Origin of the sequence: Pseudomonas sp. C6002 (assembly GCF_013385805.1) — a bacterium.
In the GTDB taxonomy this organism is placed as follows: Bacteria; Pseudomonadota; Gammaproteobacteria; order Pseudomonadales; family Pseudomonadaceae; genus Aquipseudomonas.
In genome coordinates, this window is record NZ_JACAPH010000043.1 from 36,147 (window position 1) to 50,672 (window position 14,526).

The following is a 14,526-nucleotide window of genomic DNA, read 5'->3' on the forward strand; positions in this document are numbered from 1 at the left end:
AGTTATATTCTTATTTGTTATAAGGAATCGGTCTGATCACCTGCGCGCCAGACCCCGAAAATTGTGTGTCCAATTGAGTCATGACTGTATCTGTGTGGAGTGTAGGAAACATCCTAAGATCAGGTCTGAAATCCTTAGAGAAACCGATCATGAGCGACAACCGCCAATGGGCCCGCGAAGCCATTCGTATTATTGAAGCGGACTTCCAGCGCAGCGCCGACACCCACCTGATCCCCTTGCCAATGCAGGGTTTGCCGGGTATCGAGTTGTATTTCAAGGATGAGTCCAGCCATCCCACCGGCAGCCTGAAACATCGGTTGGCGCGTTCGTTGTTCCTCTATGCGTTGTGCAACGGCTGGCTCAAGCCCGGTGCACCGGTGATCGAAGCCTCCAGCGGTTCCACGGCGATTTCCGAGGCGTACTTCGCCAGGCTGCTGGGCTTGCCGTTTATTGCGGTGATGCCGGCCACCACTTCCCAGGAAAAGATTGCGCAGATCGCGTTCTACGGGGGCAAGAGCCATCTGGTGCAGGATCCGACGCAGATCTACGCCGAATCCGAGCGCCTGGCGCAGGAAAGCGGTGGTCATTTCATGGACCAGTTCACCTATGCCGAACGTGCCACTGACTGGCGCGCCAACAACAACATCGCTGAATCGATCTTCCAGCAACTGCGCTTTGAGCGTTATCCGGAGCCGAGTTGGCTGATTTCCAGCCCCGGCACGGGTGGCACCACGGCGACGTTGGGGCGTTATGTGCGTTATCGCCAGCACTGCACCCGAGTGTTGTGCGCTGACGCGGAGCGTTCGGTGTTTTTCGACTACTACCTGAGCGGCGACGCCAGCCTGCGCCTGGACTGTGGCTCGCGCATCGAAGGTATTGGCCGGCCACGGGTTGAGGCGTCGTTCCTGCCGAAAGTGATTGATGCGATGGTCAAGGTGCCGGATGCGCTGTCCCTGGCGGCCATGCATTACCTGGCGCAGCGCTTGGGGCGGCGAGTAGGCGGCTCAAGTGGCACCAACCTGATCGGTGCATTGATCGCGGCGCAGCAGATGAAGGCGGCAGGGGAGTCGGGCTCGATCGTGGCGATCTTGTGCGACGGCGGTGAGCGCTATGCCACGACCTATTACGATCAGGCCTGGCTTGCAGGGCAGGGGTATGAGTTGGAGGGTTTGATTGCGGCCGTTGCGGCGAGTGTCGAGCGGGGGCAACCGTTGCCGGAAAGCATCCTGCGCGCCAATATTTGAAACACCGCATTACCAATGTGGGAGCGGGCTTGCTCGCGAATGCGGTGTGTCAGCCAATACATCATTCGGCTGATCCACCGCATTCGCGAGCAAGCCCGCTCCCACATTTGATCTGCTGCGTTTTCAGCGCAGTGGTTAAGCCTCGATACCCAACATATCCCGCGCCAGCGCCTCGGCAATCCGAATCCCGTCGACACCCGCCGACAAAATCCCACCGGCATAACCGGCACCTTCGCCCGCCGGGAACAGGCCTTTCACGTTCAGGCTCTGCATCGACTCGTTACGGGTAATCCGCAGCGGCGAAGAAGTGCGGGTCTCGATCCCGGTAAGGACCGCGTCGTGCAGCGAGTAGCCCTTGATCTGCTTCTCGAACGCCGGCAACGCTTCGCGGATGGCTTCGATGGCAAACTCCGGCAACGCCAGCGCCAGGTCACCCAGGGCTACGCCGGGCTTGTAGGATGGCTCCACGGTACCGATGGCGGTGGACGGCTTGCCGGCGATGAAATCACCCACCAGCTGCGCCGGTGCTTCGTAGTTGCTGCCGCCGAGGATGAACGCGTGGGATTCCAGGCGTTCCTGCAACTCGATCCCGGCCAGCGGGCCGCCCGGGTAATCCACTTCCGGGGTGATGCCCACCACGATCCCGGAGTTGGCGTTGCGTTCGTTACGGGAGTACTGGCTCATGCCGTTGGTTACTACGCGGTTCGGCTCTGATGTCGCCGCGACCACGGTACCGCCCGGGCACATGCAGAAGCTGTACACCGAACGGCCGTTCTTGGCGTGGTGCACCAGTTTGTAATCGGCGGCCCCGAGTTTCGGGTGGCCGGCGTACTTGCCCAGGCGTGCAGCGTCGATCAGCGACTGCGGGTGTTCGATACGGAAACCCACCGAGAACGGCTTGGCTTCCATGTACACGCCACGGCCATGCAGCATGCGGAAGGTATCGCGGGCGCTGTGGCCGAGGGCCAGGATTACGTGCTTGGACAGGATCTGCTCGCCGCCATCCACCACCACGCCATTCAACTGGCCGTCTTCGATCAGCACGTCGGTGACCCGCTGCTCGAAGCGCACTTCACCGCCCAGGGCGATGATCTGCTGGCGCATGTTTTCCACGACGCCGGTCAGGCGAAACGTACCGATGTGCGGCTTGCTGACGTAGAGGATTTCGTCTGGCGCACCGGCCTTGACGAACTCGTGCAGCACCTTGCGACCGTGGAATTTCGGATCCTTGATCTGGCTATAGAGCTTGCCGTCGGAGAAGGTCCCGGCGCCGCCTTCACCGAACTGCACGTTGGATTCCGGGTTCAGCACATTCTTGCGCCACAGGCCCCAGGTGTCCTTGGTGCGTTGGCGCACTTCGCGGCCGCGCTCGAGGATGATCGGCTTGAAACCCATCTGTGCCAGCAACAGCCCGGCGAAGATCCCGCACGGGCCAAAACCGACGACGATCGGCCGCTCGGTCAGGCCTTCCGGCGCATGGCCCACGACCTTGTAGCTGATGTCCGGCGCCGGGTTGACGTTGCGGTCATCGGCGAACTTGAGCAGCAGGGCCGCCTCGCCTTTGACTTCCAGGTCGATGGTGTAGATGAAGCACAGCTCCGACGATTTCTTGCGGGCGTCGTAGCTGCGTTTGAACAGGGTGAAATCGAGCAGGTCATCACTGGCGATGCCCAGGCGTTGCACAATGGCAGGCCGCAGGTCTTCTTCGGGATGGTCGATGGGCAGCTTGAGTTCGGTGATTCGTAACATGACAGGAATCCGGTAGGCGGCGGGCAAAGAGGCCGGCTGTTTTGCAAACCGGCGATTATAAGCCCCAACAGCGGTTTCCCGTCATGCTAAAACAGCGCAGGGCGCAATCAGTCGTCTCGCGAACCGCCGAACGACGCGCAACCGCGTTGCACCTGGCCGTTGACCCGAAGCTCGGCGGACATGTGCTGCAGGCTGCCGCTGGCGCTGTCGACACAGCGTTGCGGGGCCACCCAGAGTTCGATGTGCTGGTTATTCGCTTCGGTCATCAGGTTGAACCGTCCGTCGCCCGATTGCTCTTCCACATACGGCACGGCCAATGGTGGCTGGCCTTCACGCTCCAGCACCATGCCCTTGGCGGTGACGTTCATCGCCCAGGCCGGTTTGTGGCCGTTGGCCCGCAGGATCATGCGCTTGAAGTCCGGGTCATCACAGGCCGAGGTCGAGCGCTCGACGCGGTACACCTGTTGCAGGTCCACCGTGCCCTGGGTGCCGCTGGCGACGCCGGAGAACTTGCCACGCAGGTCGGCAAACAGTGCGCCTTGCTGGCCGGCCAGGGAGGCGGCCTCCTGCAGGATGCTGGTGCCACCGGTGTCGTTGACCACGTAGTTGCGTTTGTCGTTGCAGGGCTGGAACAGCAGTTTGTCACCCTGGGCCGTCAACTCGCCCTGCATGCGGGTCATCCCGGCGAGAGAGGGCTTGGCCGGCTCGTTATCGAACATCTGGCAGGCGGCGAACAGGGGCAGCAGGGCAAACAAGGCTAGGGTACGGGCGGCACGCATCATCGGGTCTCCTGATAAGTGCCGCCACGTTACGCAGGCTGGCGGTGCATCACAAGCCCGGGACACAGGTTGAATAAGGTGTGCCGGGGGCGATCATCCCTGCTGGGACTTTTCCTATAGAGGGATGTGAACGGTCATGGGAACGTCTTTCTCTTTTATTCGGAAAGCCGCGATGACTATTCGATGGAATCTGTGGGGGCTGTTACTGGTGACGGGTTCTGCACTGGGCAGTGAACCGGCGCGGCTGGAGTACTCCTCTGCCACTGACTTTACCGAGATCTCGATCACCGTGAAGAGGACGCCTGACAGTAGCCCGGACTTTATTTCGGTCAATGTCACGCTGAGCCCGGAGGCCAGGGCCCGCACGGCTGCAATTACTTTACTGGCTTACAACAAGCAGGTTTCGACATACGTAGACGGCTACAACGTGAGTGATGGCGCCACTGTCATGGGTGTGCTGAACACACGAGAAATACAGTTTTCCGTCCCCCAGGACATGCTCCGTAAATGGATGCCCTGGGTTCAACGGTGACGGCTTTTCAGGCTGGTCAACCAACGATAAACGTCTGCCCGGTCTGCAAGCCTTCCACGCTTTTCGCGTAGGCCAACGCCACTTCTGCACCCGGAGCCGGTTTGTACCCACGGAAGTACGGCGCGTAGCTGCCCATGGCTTCCAGCAGGACGGTAGGGCTGACCGAGTTGATGCGCAGGCCGCGGGGCAGTTCGATCGCAGCGGCTTTCACGAATGCATCCAGCGCGCCGTTGACCAGGGCAGCCGAAGCACCGGTGCGAATCGGATCGCGGTTGAGAATGCCGCTGGTGAAGGTGAACGACGCGCCGTCATTGGCGAACTCGCGGCCAATCAGCAGCAGGTTGACCTGGCCCATCAGCTTGTCTTGCAGGCCCAGGTCAAAATCGGTTTCGCTCATGTCGCCCAGGGGCACGAAGTTGACGCTGCCGGCGGCGCAGATCAGTGCGTCGAATTTGCCGGTCTGTTCGAACAGTTTGCGGATCGAGGCGCTGTCGCTGATATCGACCTGGAAGTCGCCACTTTTGCGACCGATGCTGATCACTTCATGCCGTTGGGACAGTTCTGCCTTCACCGCCGAACCCACGGTACCGCTTGCGCCAATCAACAGTATTTTCATCGTGCCTTCCTCCAGATGTGTAGGTGAGGTTTCAGTCTAGAGTGATTTTTTGCGCGGATAAGTGCACTAATAGGCAACCTTTGGTTTTCAATTGGAAACAATCCATGAGCGAAATGGATGACCTCGCCGCGTTTGCCGTGTTGATCGAAGCCGGCAGCTTTACCTTGGCGGCCCAGCAACTGGGCTGCAGCAAAGGGCAACTGTCCAAGCGCATCAGCCAGTTGGAAGCGCAGTTTTCGGTGGTGTTGTTGCATCGCACCACCCGCCGCCTGAGCCTGACGGCGGCGGGTGCGGCGCTGTTGCCGCAAGCCCAGGCGTTGGTGGTCCAGGTGGAGCGGGCACGTCAGGCGTTGGCCAGGCTCAAGGATGATCTCGTCGGCCCGGTGCGTATGACGGTTCCGGTGTCCCTGGGCGAAACCTTCTTCGACGGTCTGTTGCTGGAGTTTTCCCGGGAGTACCCACAGGTGCAGATCGAGTTGGAACTCAACAACCAGTACCGGGACCTGGCGCGGGATGGCTTCGACCTGGCGGTACGTTCGGAGGTCGCCAACGACGAGCGTCTGGTCGCCAAGCCGTTGCTCGCCTGGCACGAGATGACCTGCGCCAGCCCGGCTTACCTGGAACAGCACGGCGAGCCGCTGACGCCGGCGGAACTGGTGGGCCACAACTGCTTGCTGAACAGCCACTACAGTGGTCGTGAAGAGTGGCTGTATCACCAACAGCATGAGCTGCTGCGGGTTCGGGTATCCGGGACCTTTGCCTCCAACCATTACAACTTGTTGAAGAAGGCTGCATTGGTGGGGGCGGGCATCGCGCGCTTGCCGTCCTACGTGCTGCACGCGGAATTGGCTGACGGTCGCCTGCGCTGGCTCCTGCGGGATTATCAGACCCGCAGCATGCCGATGTACCTGGTCCATCCGTATCAGGGCGGCCTGCCGCGCCGCACCCAGGTACTCGCAGATTATCTGGTGGGCTGGTTCAAGCGCAGCGGCGAAGCCCTCGATCGCCTTTAGCGGTAGCGCCGGGCGATCAGATGATCAATCGAGAAGCTGCCCGGCCCCTTGGCCATCAACAGCAGCAGCAATGCGATCCAGGTGCCGTGGGTCGGGTAGGCGTCCGGGTAGACGAAAAGCTGGATGGTCAGGGTCATGCCCAGCAGCGCCAGCGCCGAGAATCGCGTGGCAAACCCCACGAGGATCAGCACCGGGAAGAAATGCTCGGCGAACGCAGCCATGTGCGCCGCCACTTCCGCAGACAGCAGCGGCACGTGGTATTCGCTGCGAAACAGCGGCAGGGTGGACGGCGCCAAGTGCGGCCAGCCCAGTTGGAAGGTCCCGCCGATCAGGTCCACGGCAAGGCCTTCCACTTTGGTCTGGCCGGATTTCCAGAACACCGCTGCGATAGAGAAGCGTGCGACAAAGGCGATCAGGCTGTAGGGGATTTTCTCGAAGCACTGGATGATCCGTTGGATCAGCCCGGGAGCGGTGGTGTTCATGGCGATACCTTGGGTTCTGTGTGCAAGTGGGTGATGGCGCCGTGACCGATCAGCAGGGCCAGGCATTGGTGCAGGTCAAATTCGGCGGCCGCATCGAGGGCGTAGGCCACGGCCATTTCCAATGGCCAACCGTTGTTCAGGCTGTTGATAAACGTCGCTGAGCCGCTGTCGATGTGAAATACCTGCACGTGCAGGCCATTGCGTAGTACCAGCGCGCTTTGGGCATGGAAGGGGTCGAGGGTGGCGAGGGATTCGCCGGTCTGATGCGCCGCCCATAAAGCCACCACGGCGTAGGCCGAGTTCAGGGTGGCCAGGGATGGATGCAGTTGCAGGCGCAGTTCGCCCAGGTCCGACTGTTGTTGCAGGGTGGCGATGACCTCCTGTTGATCCAGTGGCTGTGCGTCCGCCGCGTGGTAGGCCCTCACCCGCAATCGCTCCAGGCGCGCCACGTCAGCCAGGTAAGGCACGCTGGCGGCGGGGGCGAAGCCCTGGATAAAGTCCGCCAGGTCGCTGCCGTATTCATTGATCAGAGGGCTTGTCGGCGGGAAACCCTGGACATACACACCGGCCATCGCCCGAAAAAACTCATCGCCCACCAGTTGCAGGGTGACCGGGTAGCCGGCGGCCAGCGCGTTGATCAGCGAGCTATGGACATTGTTGCGATACACCGCAAAACGACCGGCCGGATCGGCGCCGTTGCAGCTGAACAAGCCTTGCGGGCAGTTTTCCTCGGGGGACAGGAGGGCGCGGCTAAAGACGTCCTGGCGGCTCATGCACGCACCTCCAGCAGAAACCGGTCGGCCTCGCGTGCTTCAGCGTGCAGCACGCTGAACGCCGGCACCTGGTTGTCGCGCTCGATCAGCGTGGCGACCGGCCCGGTGCGGCTGAGCACGTGCTGGTAGAGCTGCCATACCGCGTTGTCGATGGGGGCGCCGTGATCGTCAATCAGCAAACGGTCGCCGAGGCTGTCGGTGTCTTCGGCAAACCCTGCCAGGTGAATCTCGCCCACGGCGTGCAACGGCAAGGCCTCGATGTACTTCAGCGGGTCTTGCTGATGGTTGATGCACGACACATACACATTGTTCACGTCCAGCAGCAGCCCGCAGCCGGTGCGGCGAATCGCTTCGCTGATGAAGTCGGTCTCTTCCAGGGTGGAGCACTGGAATTGCAGATAGGTCGACGGGTTCTCCAGCAGCATGGTCCGCTGCAGGCGGGTTTGTACCTGGTCGATGTGTTCGCACACCCGCTTCAGGGTTTCATCGTCATACGCCAGCGGCAGCAAATCATTGAGAAACACCGGGCCGTGGCTGGACCAGGCCAGGTGTTCGGAAAAGGAGTGGGGTTGATAGCGTTCGATCAGCGTGGCCAAGCGCGCCAGGTGCTCGTCGTTCAGCGGACCTTCGCCGCCAATGGACAGGCCTACACCGTGCAGCGACAGCGGGTACTGTTCGCGGATCAAGCCCAGGTAGTGATGGAAAGGCCCGCCGGCCACCATATAGTTTTCGGCGTGGACTTCAAAAAAACCGATATCGGGGGACGTCTCGAGCACTTCACTGAAGTGCTCGTTCTTGAGCCCCAGCCCGGCCCGACGGGGGAGGCCGGGCGCCTGAGCCTGGGAGATGGAGTGGGTGAATGAGAGCGTCATCGTCAGTACTCAGGCTGTGCAGGGTTTCAGGACTTGGCGGTGAAGGCAGCTTCCTGGCCGAAGCCGGTTGGCGAGGTGGTGCTTGGGGTTTTCAGGCAGGTACCGGCCGGGACCAGTTTCCAGGCGTTGGCCTGATCCTTGACCTTCGAGGTGCCCGCGCAGGAAGTGCCGGCGCCTGCGGCGCAATCGTTCTTGCCGGCTTCGGCTACACCGAAGCATTTCTGCATGTCATCGGCGGCGTGGGCGGTGGTGGTCAGGGCGGACAGGCTCAGGGCCGAACCCAGGGCCAGGACGAGGGTGGCGGCGGACAGCGAGCGGGTTTTGGTAGTCATGGTGTATCTCCAGCAGTGGGTTGGGTTGGCAAGCATGTTCGCCTGCTTACACCACTAGAGAAAGGGGGAAGGGATTCGTTACAAAGCCGGGGGAAAAAATTTCAGGTTTCGCCAAAGTCTTTGGTTCACACCAAACAAATGTGGGAGCGGGCTTGCTCGCGAAGGCAGTGGGTCAGTCACCCAACAAGTTGGCTGATCCACTGCCTTCGCGAGCAAGCCCGCTCCCACAAAAGCCCGCTCATACATTTGACCAGATGGGCATCAACCGCCCAAATAAGCCTCACGTACTTTCGGATCGGTCAGCAGTTGTTCGCCGCTGCCCTGCATCACCACGCGGCCGTTTTCCAGCACGTAGGCGCGGTCGGCAATCTTCAGCGCCTGGTTGGCGTTCTGCTCCACCAGGAACACTGTCACACCGTCCTTGCGCAGCTGTTCGATGATGTCGAAGATCTGCTGGATGATGATCGGCGCCAACCCCAGGGACGGTTCGTCCAGCAACAACAGCTTGGGCTTGCTCATCAGCGCGCGGCCGATGGCGAGCATTTGCTGTTCGCCGCCGGACATGGTGCCGCCGCGCTGGCTGAAGCGTTCCTTGAGCCGCGGGAACAGGTGCAGCACCTTGTCCATCTGCTCCTGGTAATCGCCCTTGTCGGTGAAGAACCCGCCCATGGCGAGGTTCTCTTCCACGGTCAGGCGGGCAAATACCCGGCGGCCTTCCGGAACCACGGCAATGCTCTTTCGCATGATCTCGGAGGAGGCCTGGCCCACCAGCTCCTCACCCATGTAGCGGATGCTGCCGCTGTGAGCCTGGGGCGAACCGCACAGGGTCATCAGCAGCGTGGATTTACCGGCACCGTTGGCGCCGATCAGGGTAACGATTTCGCCCTGGCGCACTTCCACGTTGACGCTGTGCAGCGCCTGGATCTTGCCGTAGAAAGTGGAAACGTTTTCGAATTGCAGCATTTTACGCTTCCCCCAAATAGGCTTTGATCACTTCCGGGTTGTCGCGGATCTGCTCCGGCGTACCGTCGGCCAGTGGCGTGCCCTGGTTGATCACGACGATATGGTCGGAAATGCTCATGACCAGTTTCATGTCGTGTTCGATCAGCAGCACGGTGGCGTTGTTTTCTTCACGCAGCACACTGATCAGCGCCTTGAGGTCTTCGGTTTCCTTCGGGTTCAAGCCGGCGGCCGGTTCGTCGAGCATGAGGATCCGCGGGCGGGTCATCATGCAGCGGGCGATTTCCAGGCGCCGTTGCTGACCGTAGGCCAGGGTGCCGGCAGGACGGTTGGCAAACTCGGTGAGGTTGACCTTGTCCAGCCAGTACGCTGCATATTCCATGGCCTCGCGCTCGCTCTTGCGGAACGACGGCGTCTTGAACAGGCCGGCAAAGAAGTTGGTGTTCAGGTGGCGATGCTGGGCGATCAACAGGTTCTCGACCGCCGTCATGTCCTTGAACAACCGCACGTTCTGGAAGGTGCGCACCACGCCCTTGCGGGCGATCTCGTGGCCGGCCAGGCCCTGGATCGGCTGGCCGTCCAGCAGGATGGTGCCGCCAGCCGGCTTGTAGAAGCCGGTCAGGCAGTTGAACACCGTGGTCTTGCCGGCGCCGTTGGGGCCGATCAGGGCCACGACTTGTTTCTCTTGCACGGTCAGGGCCACGCCGTTGACCGCCAGCAAACCGCCGAAGCGCATGCTCAAGTTTTCGACTTTCAGGATCTCGCGGCTCATTTGCGCAGCTCCATGTGGGGACGTTGCATGGGCAGCAGGCCTTGAGGTCGCCAGATCATCATCAGCACCATCATGGCGCCGAACATCAACATGCGGTATTCGCTGAATTCACGCATCATTTCCGGCAGCAGGATCATCACGATCGCCGCGAGGATCACGCCCAGCTGCGAGCCCATGCCGCCCAGTACCACGATGGCGAGGATGATTGCCGACTCGATGAAGGTGAACGACTCCGGGGTCACCAGGCCTTGGCGCGCGGCGAAGAAGCTGCCGGCAAAACCGGCGAAGGTGGCCCCTAGGGTGAATGCCGAAAGCTTGATGACGGTCGGGTTCATGCCTAGTGCACGGCAGGCGATTTCATCTTCGCGCAACGCTTCCCACGCGCGACCGATCGGCATGCGCAGCAGGCGGTTGATCACGAACAGCGCCGCCAGTGCCAGCAGCAGGGCCACCAGGTACAGGAACACCACTTTGCTCACCGGGTTGTAGTCGATCCCGAAGTACTCGTGGAACGTCTGCATGCCTTCGGCCGCGGTGCGGTCGAACGTCAGCCCGAAGAACGTCGGCTTGGGAATGCTGCTGATGCCGTTGGGGCCGCCGGTGATATCGGTGAGGTTACGCAGGAACAGACGGATGATTTCACCGAAGCCCAGGGTCACGATCGCCAGGTAGTCACCGCGCAAGCGCAGTACCGGGAAGCCCAGCAGGAAGCCAAATGTGGCCGCCGCCATGCCGGCCAGTGGCAGGCAGATCCAGAAGCCCCAGCCCAGGTAATGCGAGAGCAGCGCGTAGGTGTAGGCACCCACCGCATAGAAGCCCACATAGCCCAGGTCGAGCAGGCCGGCGAGACCCACCACGATGTTCAGGCCCAGGCCCAGCAACACGTAGATCAGGATCAGCGTCGCGATATCCACCGCACCACGGGAGCCGAAGAACGGCCAGATCAACGCGGCCACGATCAGGCCGATGATGATGTAGCGCTGGGTGCGCGGCAGGGTCAGGAACTGGCTGACCTTGGGCGATACCAACGGGCCACGGTTGGACTTGAGGAGTGCCCCGACCTGTTGGGTGAACAGCACGCGCAGGAACATCAGCACCGAGCACAGGGCAATGATGGTCAACGTCACGGGACCGGTGCCATGCACTTCGAGGTTGATCCCGACAATGCTCAACTTGAGCCCGAGTACCGGGAAGGCCACGGCCCAGACCAGCAAGGCGCTGAAAAACGCCGATTTAAGATATCTGCTCATACTTTCTCAACCTCCGGACGGCCCAGAATGCCGGTCGGCCGGAACAACAGCACCAGAACCAATAGACCGAATGCCACCACGTCCTTGTACTGGTCACCGAATACGTCGGCGCCAAAGGCTTCAGCCACCCCCAGCACCAGCCCGCCGAGCATCGCGCCCGGAATGCTGCCGATGCCGCCCAATACCGCCGCGGTGAAGGCCTTGAGGCCCACCAGGAAACCGGCGTTGGGGTTGATCACGCCGTACTGCATGCTCAGCAACACGGCAGCGATAGCCGCCAGTGCGGCACCGATGACGAAGGTCAGGGCGATGATGTTGTTGGTGTTGATGCCCAACAGGTTGGCCATCTTGATGTCTTCGGCGCAGGCCCGGCAGGCGCGCCCCAGACGGGAGCGAGAGATGAACAGGGTCAGGCCGAGCATTGCCACCAGGGTGACGACGAAGACCAGGACCTGCATGTAGGAAATCAGCACTTCTTGTGCGCCACCTGGGCCGAAGGAGAAGCTCCCCGGGATCAGGTTGGGAATGGATTTGTCCTTGGAGTCCTGGGACAGCAATACGGTGTTCTGCAGGAAAATCGACATGCCGATCGCGGAGATCAGCGGGATCAAGCGGTTGCTGCCACGCAAGGGGCGGTACGCAACGCGTTCGATACTGTAGCCATAGGCACTGGTTACGACGATGGACGCCAGGAATGCAGCGGTCATCAACAGCGGCAGGGAATGGATACCCAGCATGGCCAGCCCGGCAAGGGCGATGAAGGCCACGTAGGAACCAATCATGTACACCTCGCCATGGGCGAAGTTAATCATTCCAATGATGCCGTAAACCATTGTGTAGCCAATGGCTATCAAGGCATAGGTGCTGCCAACGGTCATGCCGTTAACCAGCGTTTGGAAAAAATGATAGATCTCAGGCATTACAGCGCTCCTAAAAACCCGATACGCATTTCACTGGTGGAGTCAATTTCCGGCTCGGTGCCCTGTTCTGTGATCAGGTTGCACAAAGCGTTTGCCAGCGAACCGCTGGTGACGGTTTTAAGATTTTCAGGTGAGCCAGCGCCCGGATCGCGGGTGACAGGCCCATAAACCTCGTAAAACAAAGCCCACTGCTTGCACAGTGGGCTTGTTGACCAGTAACGCCTGGCTTACTGAGGGGAAACTTCGGTTTTTGGTTTGCCGAAGTGCCATTCGTAGACCACGAACTTGAAGTCCTTCAGGTCGCCCTTGGCGTCGAAGCTCAGGTCGCCGGTCGGGGTCTTGAAGGTACCGGCGTGGATGGCCGCTGCCACCTTGGCGGTGTCTTCGCTCTTCGCGGCAGCGATACCGCCGGCGATCACTTCAACTGCCGAGTAGGCCGGGAACACGAACGGACCGGTTGGGTCCTGCTTGTTCTTGGTGAACTCTTCAACGATTGCCTTGTTGGCAGGATCGGTGTCGAAGGATTTCGGCAGGGTAACCAGCAGGCCTTCGGAAGCGTTCTGGGCGATTTGCGAGATGGAGTCGTTGCCGACGCCTTCAGGGCCCATGAACTTGGCGTTCACGCCTTTTTCCTTGGCTTGGCGCAGGATCAGGCCCAGCTCAGGGTGGTAGCCGCCGTAGTAGACGAAGTCGACGTTGGCTTGCTTGAGCTTCTGGATCAGCGAACCGAAGTCTTTGTCGCCAGCGTTGATGCCTTCGAAGAGAGCAACTTTCACGCCTTTCTTCTCGAGGGTTTGTTTAACGGCAGTGGCGATGCCTTCACCGTATTGCTGTTTGTCGTGGATAACGGCTACGACTTTCGGCTTCACGTGGTCGGCGATGTAGTTACCGGCGGCTGGGCCCTGGGCGCTGTCCAGGCCGATGGTACGGAAGACCAGCTTGTAGCCACGGGACGTGATTTCCGGGCTGGTGGCAGCCGGGGTGATCATGATCACGCCTTCGTCTTCGTAGATGTCGGATGCTGGCTGAGTGGAGCTGGAGCAAAGGTGACCGACCACGAACTTGACGCCGTCGTTGACCACTTTGTTGGCTACGGCCACGGCTTGTTTTGGATCGCAAGCGTCGTCGTATTCCTTGGCTTCGAGCATTTTGCCATCTACGCCGCCCTTGGCGTTGATGTCGGCGATGGCCTGCTTGGCACCCATGAACTGCATGTCGCCGTACTGGGTCACAGGGCCGGTTTTAGGGCCGGCAATACCGATCTTGATGGTGTCAGCTGCGAACGAATGGCTGGCAACCCCGGCCAGGACCATAGCGGCAAACAGTTTGGAAATCTGCTTAGTAGCCTTATTCATAGTGCTCCACTCTTACTGTTGTATTTTTTATAGTTCTAGCGGCCTTGTGAGCTGCAGAACCGGATCAGATATCTCGGATATCCCCCGGCAGCGGCCTGGCAACTGTACCGGTACAGTGTAGAGCGCCGGTTGATCGCTTGAAAAGCTGGCTGCTGGGGGCAAAACCCGGGTATGTCGCTTAAATGAAAGAAAAAGACAGAATTGCGGCGGGGTGATGCCAGAGTTTCGGGCAATCCTTGGCTTTCCTGACACTTTCGTTCGGTGCCTCATTTGCAACTGGGTTTTTCTGCCTGGGGCTCGACGGTATGATTGCGCCGATTTTTTCTTCAGGTGAACTCCCATGACGCAAGAACCTAGCACCCTCTATGCCAAGCTGCTTGGTGAAACTGCCGAAATTTCCTGGAAGGAGCTTGAGCCGTTCTTTGCCAAGGGTGCCCTATTGTGGGTCGACGCCGGGCTGGATTTGATCGAGGCCGCCGAGGGCATGGCTGAGGACAACCGTGAGAAAGTCGCTGCCTGGCTGGCTGCGGGGAGTCTTGGCGAGGTGTCTGCGACGCGGGCATTGGACCTGGTTGAGCGGGATCCGAGTTTGTGGGCGGTGGTGGTTTCGCCGTGGATTCTGATCCAGGAAAGGGCAGTGTAGGAAATGCATGCGCGAAAAAGGTGCGTGATTTTTCCGGGTTTAAGTGTGTAGGCGGGTAACTGCATTTGCGGTGATGGCACCTTGCCGTAGAGAAAGGTCACAGGCGAGGGTTACGTGCGCGTCATGGGAACAGTTTTGGTAGCGGCAGAGTGCGGGGGGAATTGTTTCTGGGTGTGAGTTTTTTTGAGTACATATCCGTTATTTAGGTAACGGCTACTTATGGTTCCGCTCTTA

At 60.4% G+C, this 14,526-nt stretch carries 17 protein-coding genes; 4 read left to right on the plus strand and 13 right to left on the minus strand.

Annotation, left to right across the window (positions count from 1 at the left end; translation table 11 throughout):
- The first annotated feature begins 146 nt into the window (after positions 1-146).
- A complete protein-coding gene (locus tag HX817_RS28490; protein WP_173406096.1) occupies positions 147-1,244 on the plus strand; it encodes a PLP-dependent cysteine synthase family protein in 1,098 nt (365 codons plus the stop codon).
- 135 nt (positions 1,245-1,379) lie between these two features.
- Here the strand turns inward: HX817_RS28490 and HX817_RS28495 are convergent, their stop codons facing one another.
- Together HX817_RS28495 and HX817_RS28500 are read right to left on the minus strand one after the other, a co-directional pair.
- A complete protein-coding gene (locus tag HX817_RS28495; RefSeq protein WP_003211683.1) occupies positions 1,380-2,993 on the minus strand; it encodes an NAD(P)/FAD-dependent oxidoreductase in 1,614 nt (537 codons plus the stop codon).
- A 107-nt stretch (positions 2,994-3,100) separates the two neighbouring features.
- Complete coding sequence (locus HX817_RS28500; RefSeq protein ID WP_003211681.1) at positions 3,101-3,772, minus strand: COG3650 family protein; 672 nt, start codon at positions 3,770-3,772, stop codon at positions 3,101-3,103.
- Between the two features lie 136 nt (positions 3,773-3,908).
- Here HX817_RS28500 and HX817_RS28505 point away from each other — a divergent pair, with 136 nt between their 5' ends.
- The gene (locus HX817_RS28505; RefSeq protein WP_008432073.1) at positions 3,909-4,304 is read left to right on the plus strand and encodes a hypothetical protein; all 396 of its coding nucleotides are present in this window, start codon (positions 3,909-3,911) and stop codon (positions 4,302-4,304) included.
- 16 nt (positions 4,305-4,320) lie between these two features.
- Here HX817_RS28505 and HX817_RS28510 read toward each other — a convergent pair whose 3' ends face one another.
- The gene (locus tag HX817_RS28510) at positions 4,321-4,920 is read right to left on the minus strand and encodes a short chain dehydrogenase (protein WP_003211677.1); all 600 of its coding nucleotides are present in this window, start codon (positions 4,918-4,920) and stop codon (positions 4,321-4,323) included.
- A gap of 104 nt (positions 4,921-5,024) precedes the next feature.
- On the opposite strand from HX817_RS28510, the gene HX817_RS28515 reads away from it, so the two are divergent.
- Complete coding sequence (locus HX817_RS28515; protein WP_003211675.1) at positions 5,025-5,933, plus strand: LysR family transcriptional regulator; 909 nt, start codon at positions 5,025-5,027, stop codon at positions 5,931-5,933.
- On the opposite strand, the gene HX817_RS28520 is transcribed toward HX817_RS28515, so the two are convergent.
- The 10 genes from HX817_RS28520 to HX817_RS28565 form a co-directional block, all read right to left on the minus strand.
- The gene (locus HX817_RS28520; protein WP_003211673.1) at positions 5,930-6,415 is read right to left on the minus strand and encodes a DoxX family protein; all 486 of its coding nucleotides are present in this window, start codon (positions 6,413-6,415) and stop codon (positions 5,930-5,932) included. The two genes, HX817_RS28515 and HX817_RS28520, sit on opposite strands and share 4 nt — an antisense overlap.
- Positions 6,412-7,188: a DUF2063 domain-containing protein gene (locus tag HX817_RS28525; protein WP_177041976.1), complete on the minus strand. Its 777-nt coding sequence runs from the start codon at positions 7,186-7,188 to the stop codon at positions 6,412-6,414. The genes HX817_RS28520 and HX817_RS28525 overlap by 4 nt, the downstream gene beginning before the upstream one ends.
- The gene (locus HX817_RS28530; RefSeq protein ID WP_003211668.1) at positions 7,185-8,060 is read right to left on the minus strand and encodes a DUF692 domain-containing protein; all 876 of its coding nucleotides are present in this window, start codon (positions 8,058-8,060) and stop codon (positions 7,185-7,187) included. The genes HX817_RS28525 and HX817_RS28530 overlap by 4 nt, the downstream gene beginning before the upstream one ends.
- A 26-nt stretch (positions 8,061-8,086) precedes the next feature.
- Complete coding sequence (locus HX817_RS28535) at positions 8,087-8,392, minus strand: DUF2282 domain-containing protein (RefSeq protein ID WP_003211666.1); 306 nt, start codon at positions 8,390-8,392, stop codon at positions 8,087-8,089.
- Between the two features lie 261 nt (positions 8,393-8,653).
- Entirely contained in the window at positions 8,654-9,355 is a 702-nt protein-coding gene (locus HX817_RS28540) for an ABC transporter ATP-binding protein (RefSeq protein WP_003211664.1), read from the minus strand.
- A gap of 1 nt (position 9,356) precedes the next feature.
- Positions 9,357-10,124, minus strand: coding sequence for a high-affinity branched-chain amino acid ABC transporter ATP-binding protein LivG (gene livG / locus HX817_RS28545; protein WP_003211663.1), 768 nt, complete (start codon positions 10,122-10,124; stop codon positions 9,357-9,359).
- Complete coding sequence (locus HX817_RS28550) at positions 10,121-11,374, minus strand: high-affinity branched-chain amino acid ABC transporter permease LivM (protein ID WP_003211661.1); 1,254 nt, start codon at positions 11,372-11,374, stop codon at positions 10,121-10,123. The genes livG and HX817_RS28550 overlap by 4 nt, the downstream gene beginning before the upstream one ends.
- Complete coding sequence (gene livH / locus HX817_RS28555; RefSeq protein ID WP_017137212.1) at positions 11,371-12,294, minus strand: high-affinity branched-chain amino acid ABC transporter permease LivH; 924 nt, start codon at positions 12,292-12,294, stop codon at positions 11,371-11,373. Before livH ends, HX817_RS28550 begins: the two co-directional genes overlap by 4 nt.
- Positions 12,294-12,476, minus strand: coding sequence for a hypothetical protein (locus HX817_RS28560; RefSeq protein ID WP_003211657.1), 183 nt, complete (start codon positions 12,474-12,476; stop codon positions 12,294-12,296). The genes livH and HX817_RS28560 overlap by 1 nt, the downstream gene beginning before the upstream one ends.
- A gap of 45 nt (positions 12,477-12,521) precedes the next feature.
- Positions 12,522-13,649, minus strand: coding sequence for a branched-chain amino acid ABC transporter substrate-binding protein (locus HX817_RS28565; protein WP_087693197.1), 1,128 nt, complete (start codon positions 13,647-13,649; stop codon positions 12,522-12,524).
- Between the two features lie 340 nt (positions 13,650-13,989).
- Here HX817_RS28565 and HX817_RS28570 point away from each other — a divergent pair, with 340 nt between their 5' ends.
- Positions 13,990-14,292, plus strand: a complete 303-nt coding sequence (locus tag HX817_RS28570; RefSeq protein ID WP_003211652.1) for a DUF2288 domain-containing protein — start codon at positions 13,990-13,992, stop codon at positions 14,290-14,292.
- Positions 14,293-14,526: the final 234 nt, after the last annotated feature.

Bases quoted from the DNA above. Each gene is read 5' to 3' on its own strand.
- HX817_RS28495 (WP_003211683.1), bottom strand. From the start codon at position 2,993: ATGTTACGAATCACCGAACTCAAGCTGCCCATCGACCATCCCGAAGAA.
- HX817_RS28500 (WP_003211681.1), bottom strand. From the start codon at position 3,772: ATGCGTGCCGCCCGTACCCTAGCCTTGTTTGCCCTGCTGCCCCTGTTC.
- HX817_RS28505 (WP_008432073.1), top strand. From the start codon at position 3,909: ATGGGAACGTCTTTCTCTTTTATTCGGAAAGCCGCGATGACTATTCGA.
- HX817_RS28510 (WP_003211677.1), bottom strand. From the start codon at position 4,920: ATGAAAATACTGTTGATTGGCGCAAGCGGTACCGTGGGTTCGGCGGTG.
- HX817_RS28515 (WP_003211675.1), top strand. From the start codon at position 5,025: ATGAGCGAAATGGATGACCTCGCCGCGTTTGCCGTGTTGATCGAAGCC.
- HX817_RS28520 (WP_003211673.1), bottom strand. From the start codon at position 6,415: ATGAACACCACCGCTCCCGGGCTGATCCAACGGATCATCCAGTGCTTC.
- HX817_RS28525 (WP_177041976.1), bottom strand. From the start codon at position 7,188: ATGAGCCGCCAGGACGTCTTTAGCCGCGCCCTCCTGTCCCCCGAGGAA.
- HX817_RS28530 (WP_003211668.1), bottom strand. From the start codon at position 8,060: ATGACGCTCTCATTCACCCACTCCATCTCCCAGGCTCAGGCGCCCGGC.
- HX817_RS28535 (WP_003211666.1), bottom strand. From the start codon at position 8,392: ATGACTACCAAAACCCGCTCGCTGTCCGCCGCCACCCTCGTCCTGGCC.
- HX817_RS28540 (WP_003211664.1), bottom strand. From the start codon at position 9,355: ATGCTGCAATTCGAAAACGTTTCCACTTTCTACGGCAAGATCCAGGCG.
- livG (WP_003211663.1), bottom strand. From the start codon at position 10,124: ATGAGCCGCGAGATCCTGAAAGTCGAAAACTTGAGCATGCGCTTCGGC.
- HX817_RS28550 (WP_003211661.1), bottom strand. From the start codon at position 11,374: ATGAGCAGATATCTTAAATCGGCGTTTTTCAGCGCCTTGCTGGTCTGG.
- livH (WP_017137212.1), bottom strand. From the start codon at position 12,294: ATGCCTGAGATCTATCATTTTTTCCAAACGCTGGTTAACGGCATGACC.
- HX817_RS28565 (WP_087693197.1), bottom strand. From the start codon at position 13,649: ATGAATAAGGCTACTAAGCAGATTTCCAAACTGTTTGCCGCTATGGTC.
- HX817_RS28570 (WP_003211652.1), top strand. From the start codon at position 13,990: ATGACGCAAGAACCTAGCACCCTCTATGCCAAGCTGCTTGGTGAAACT.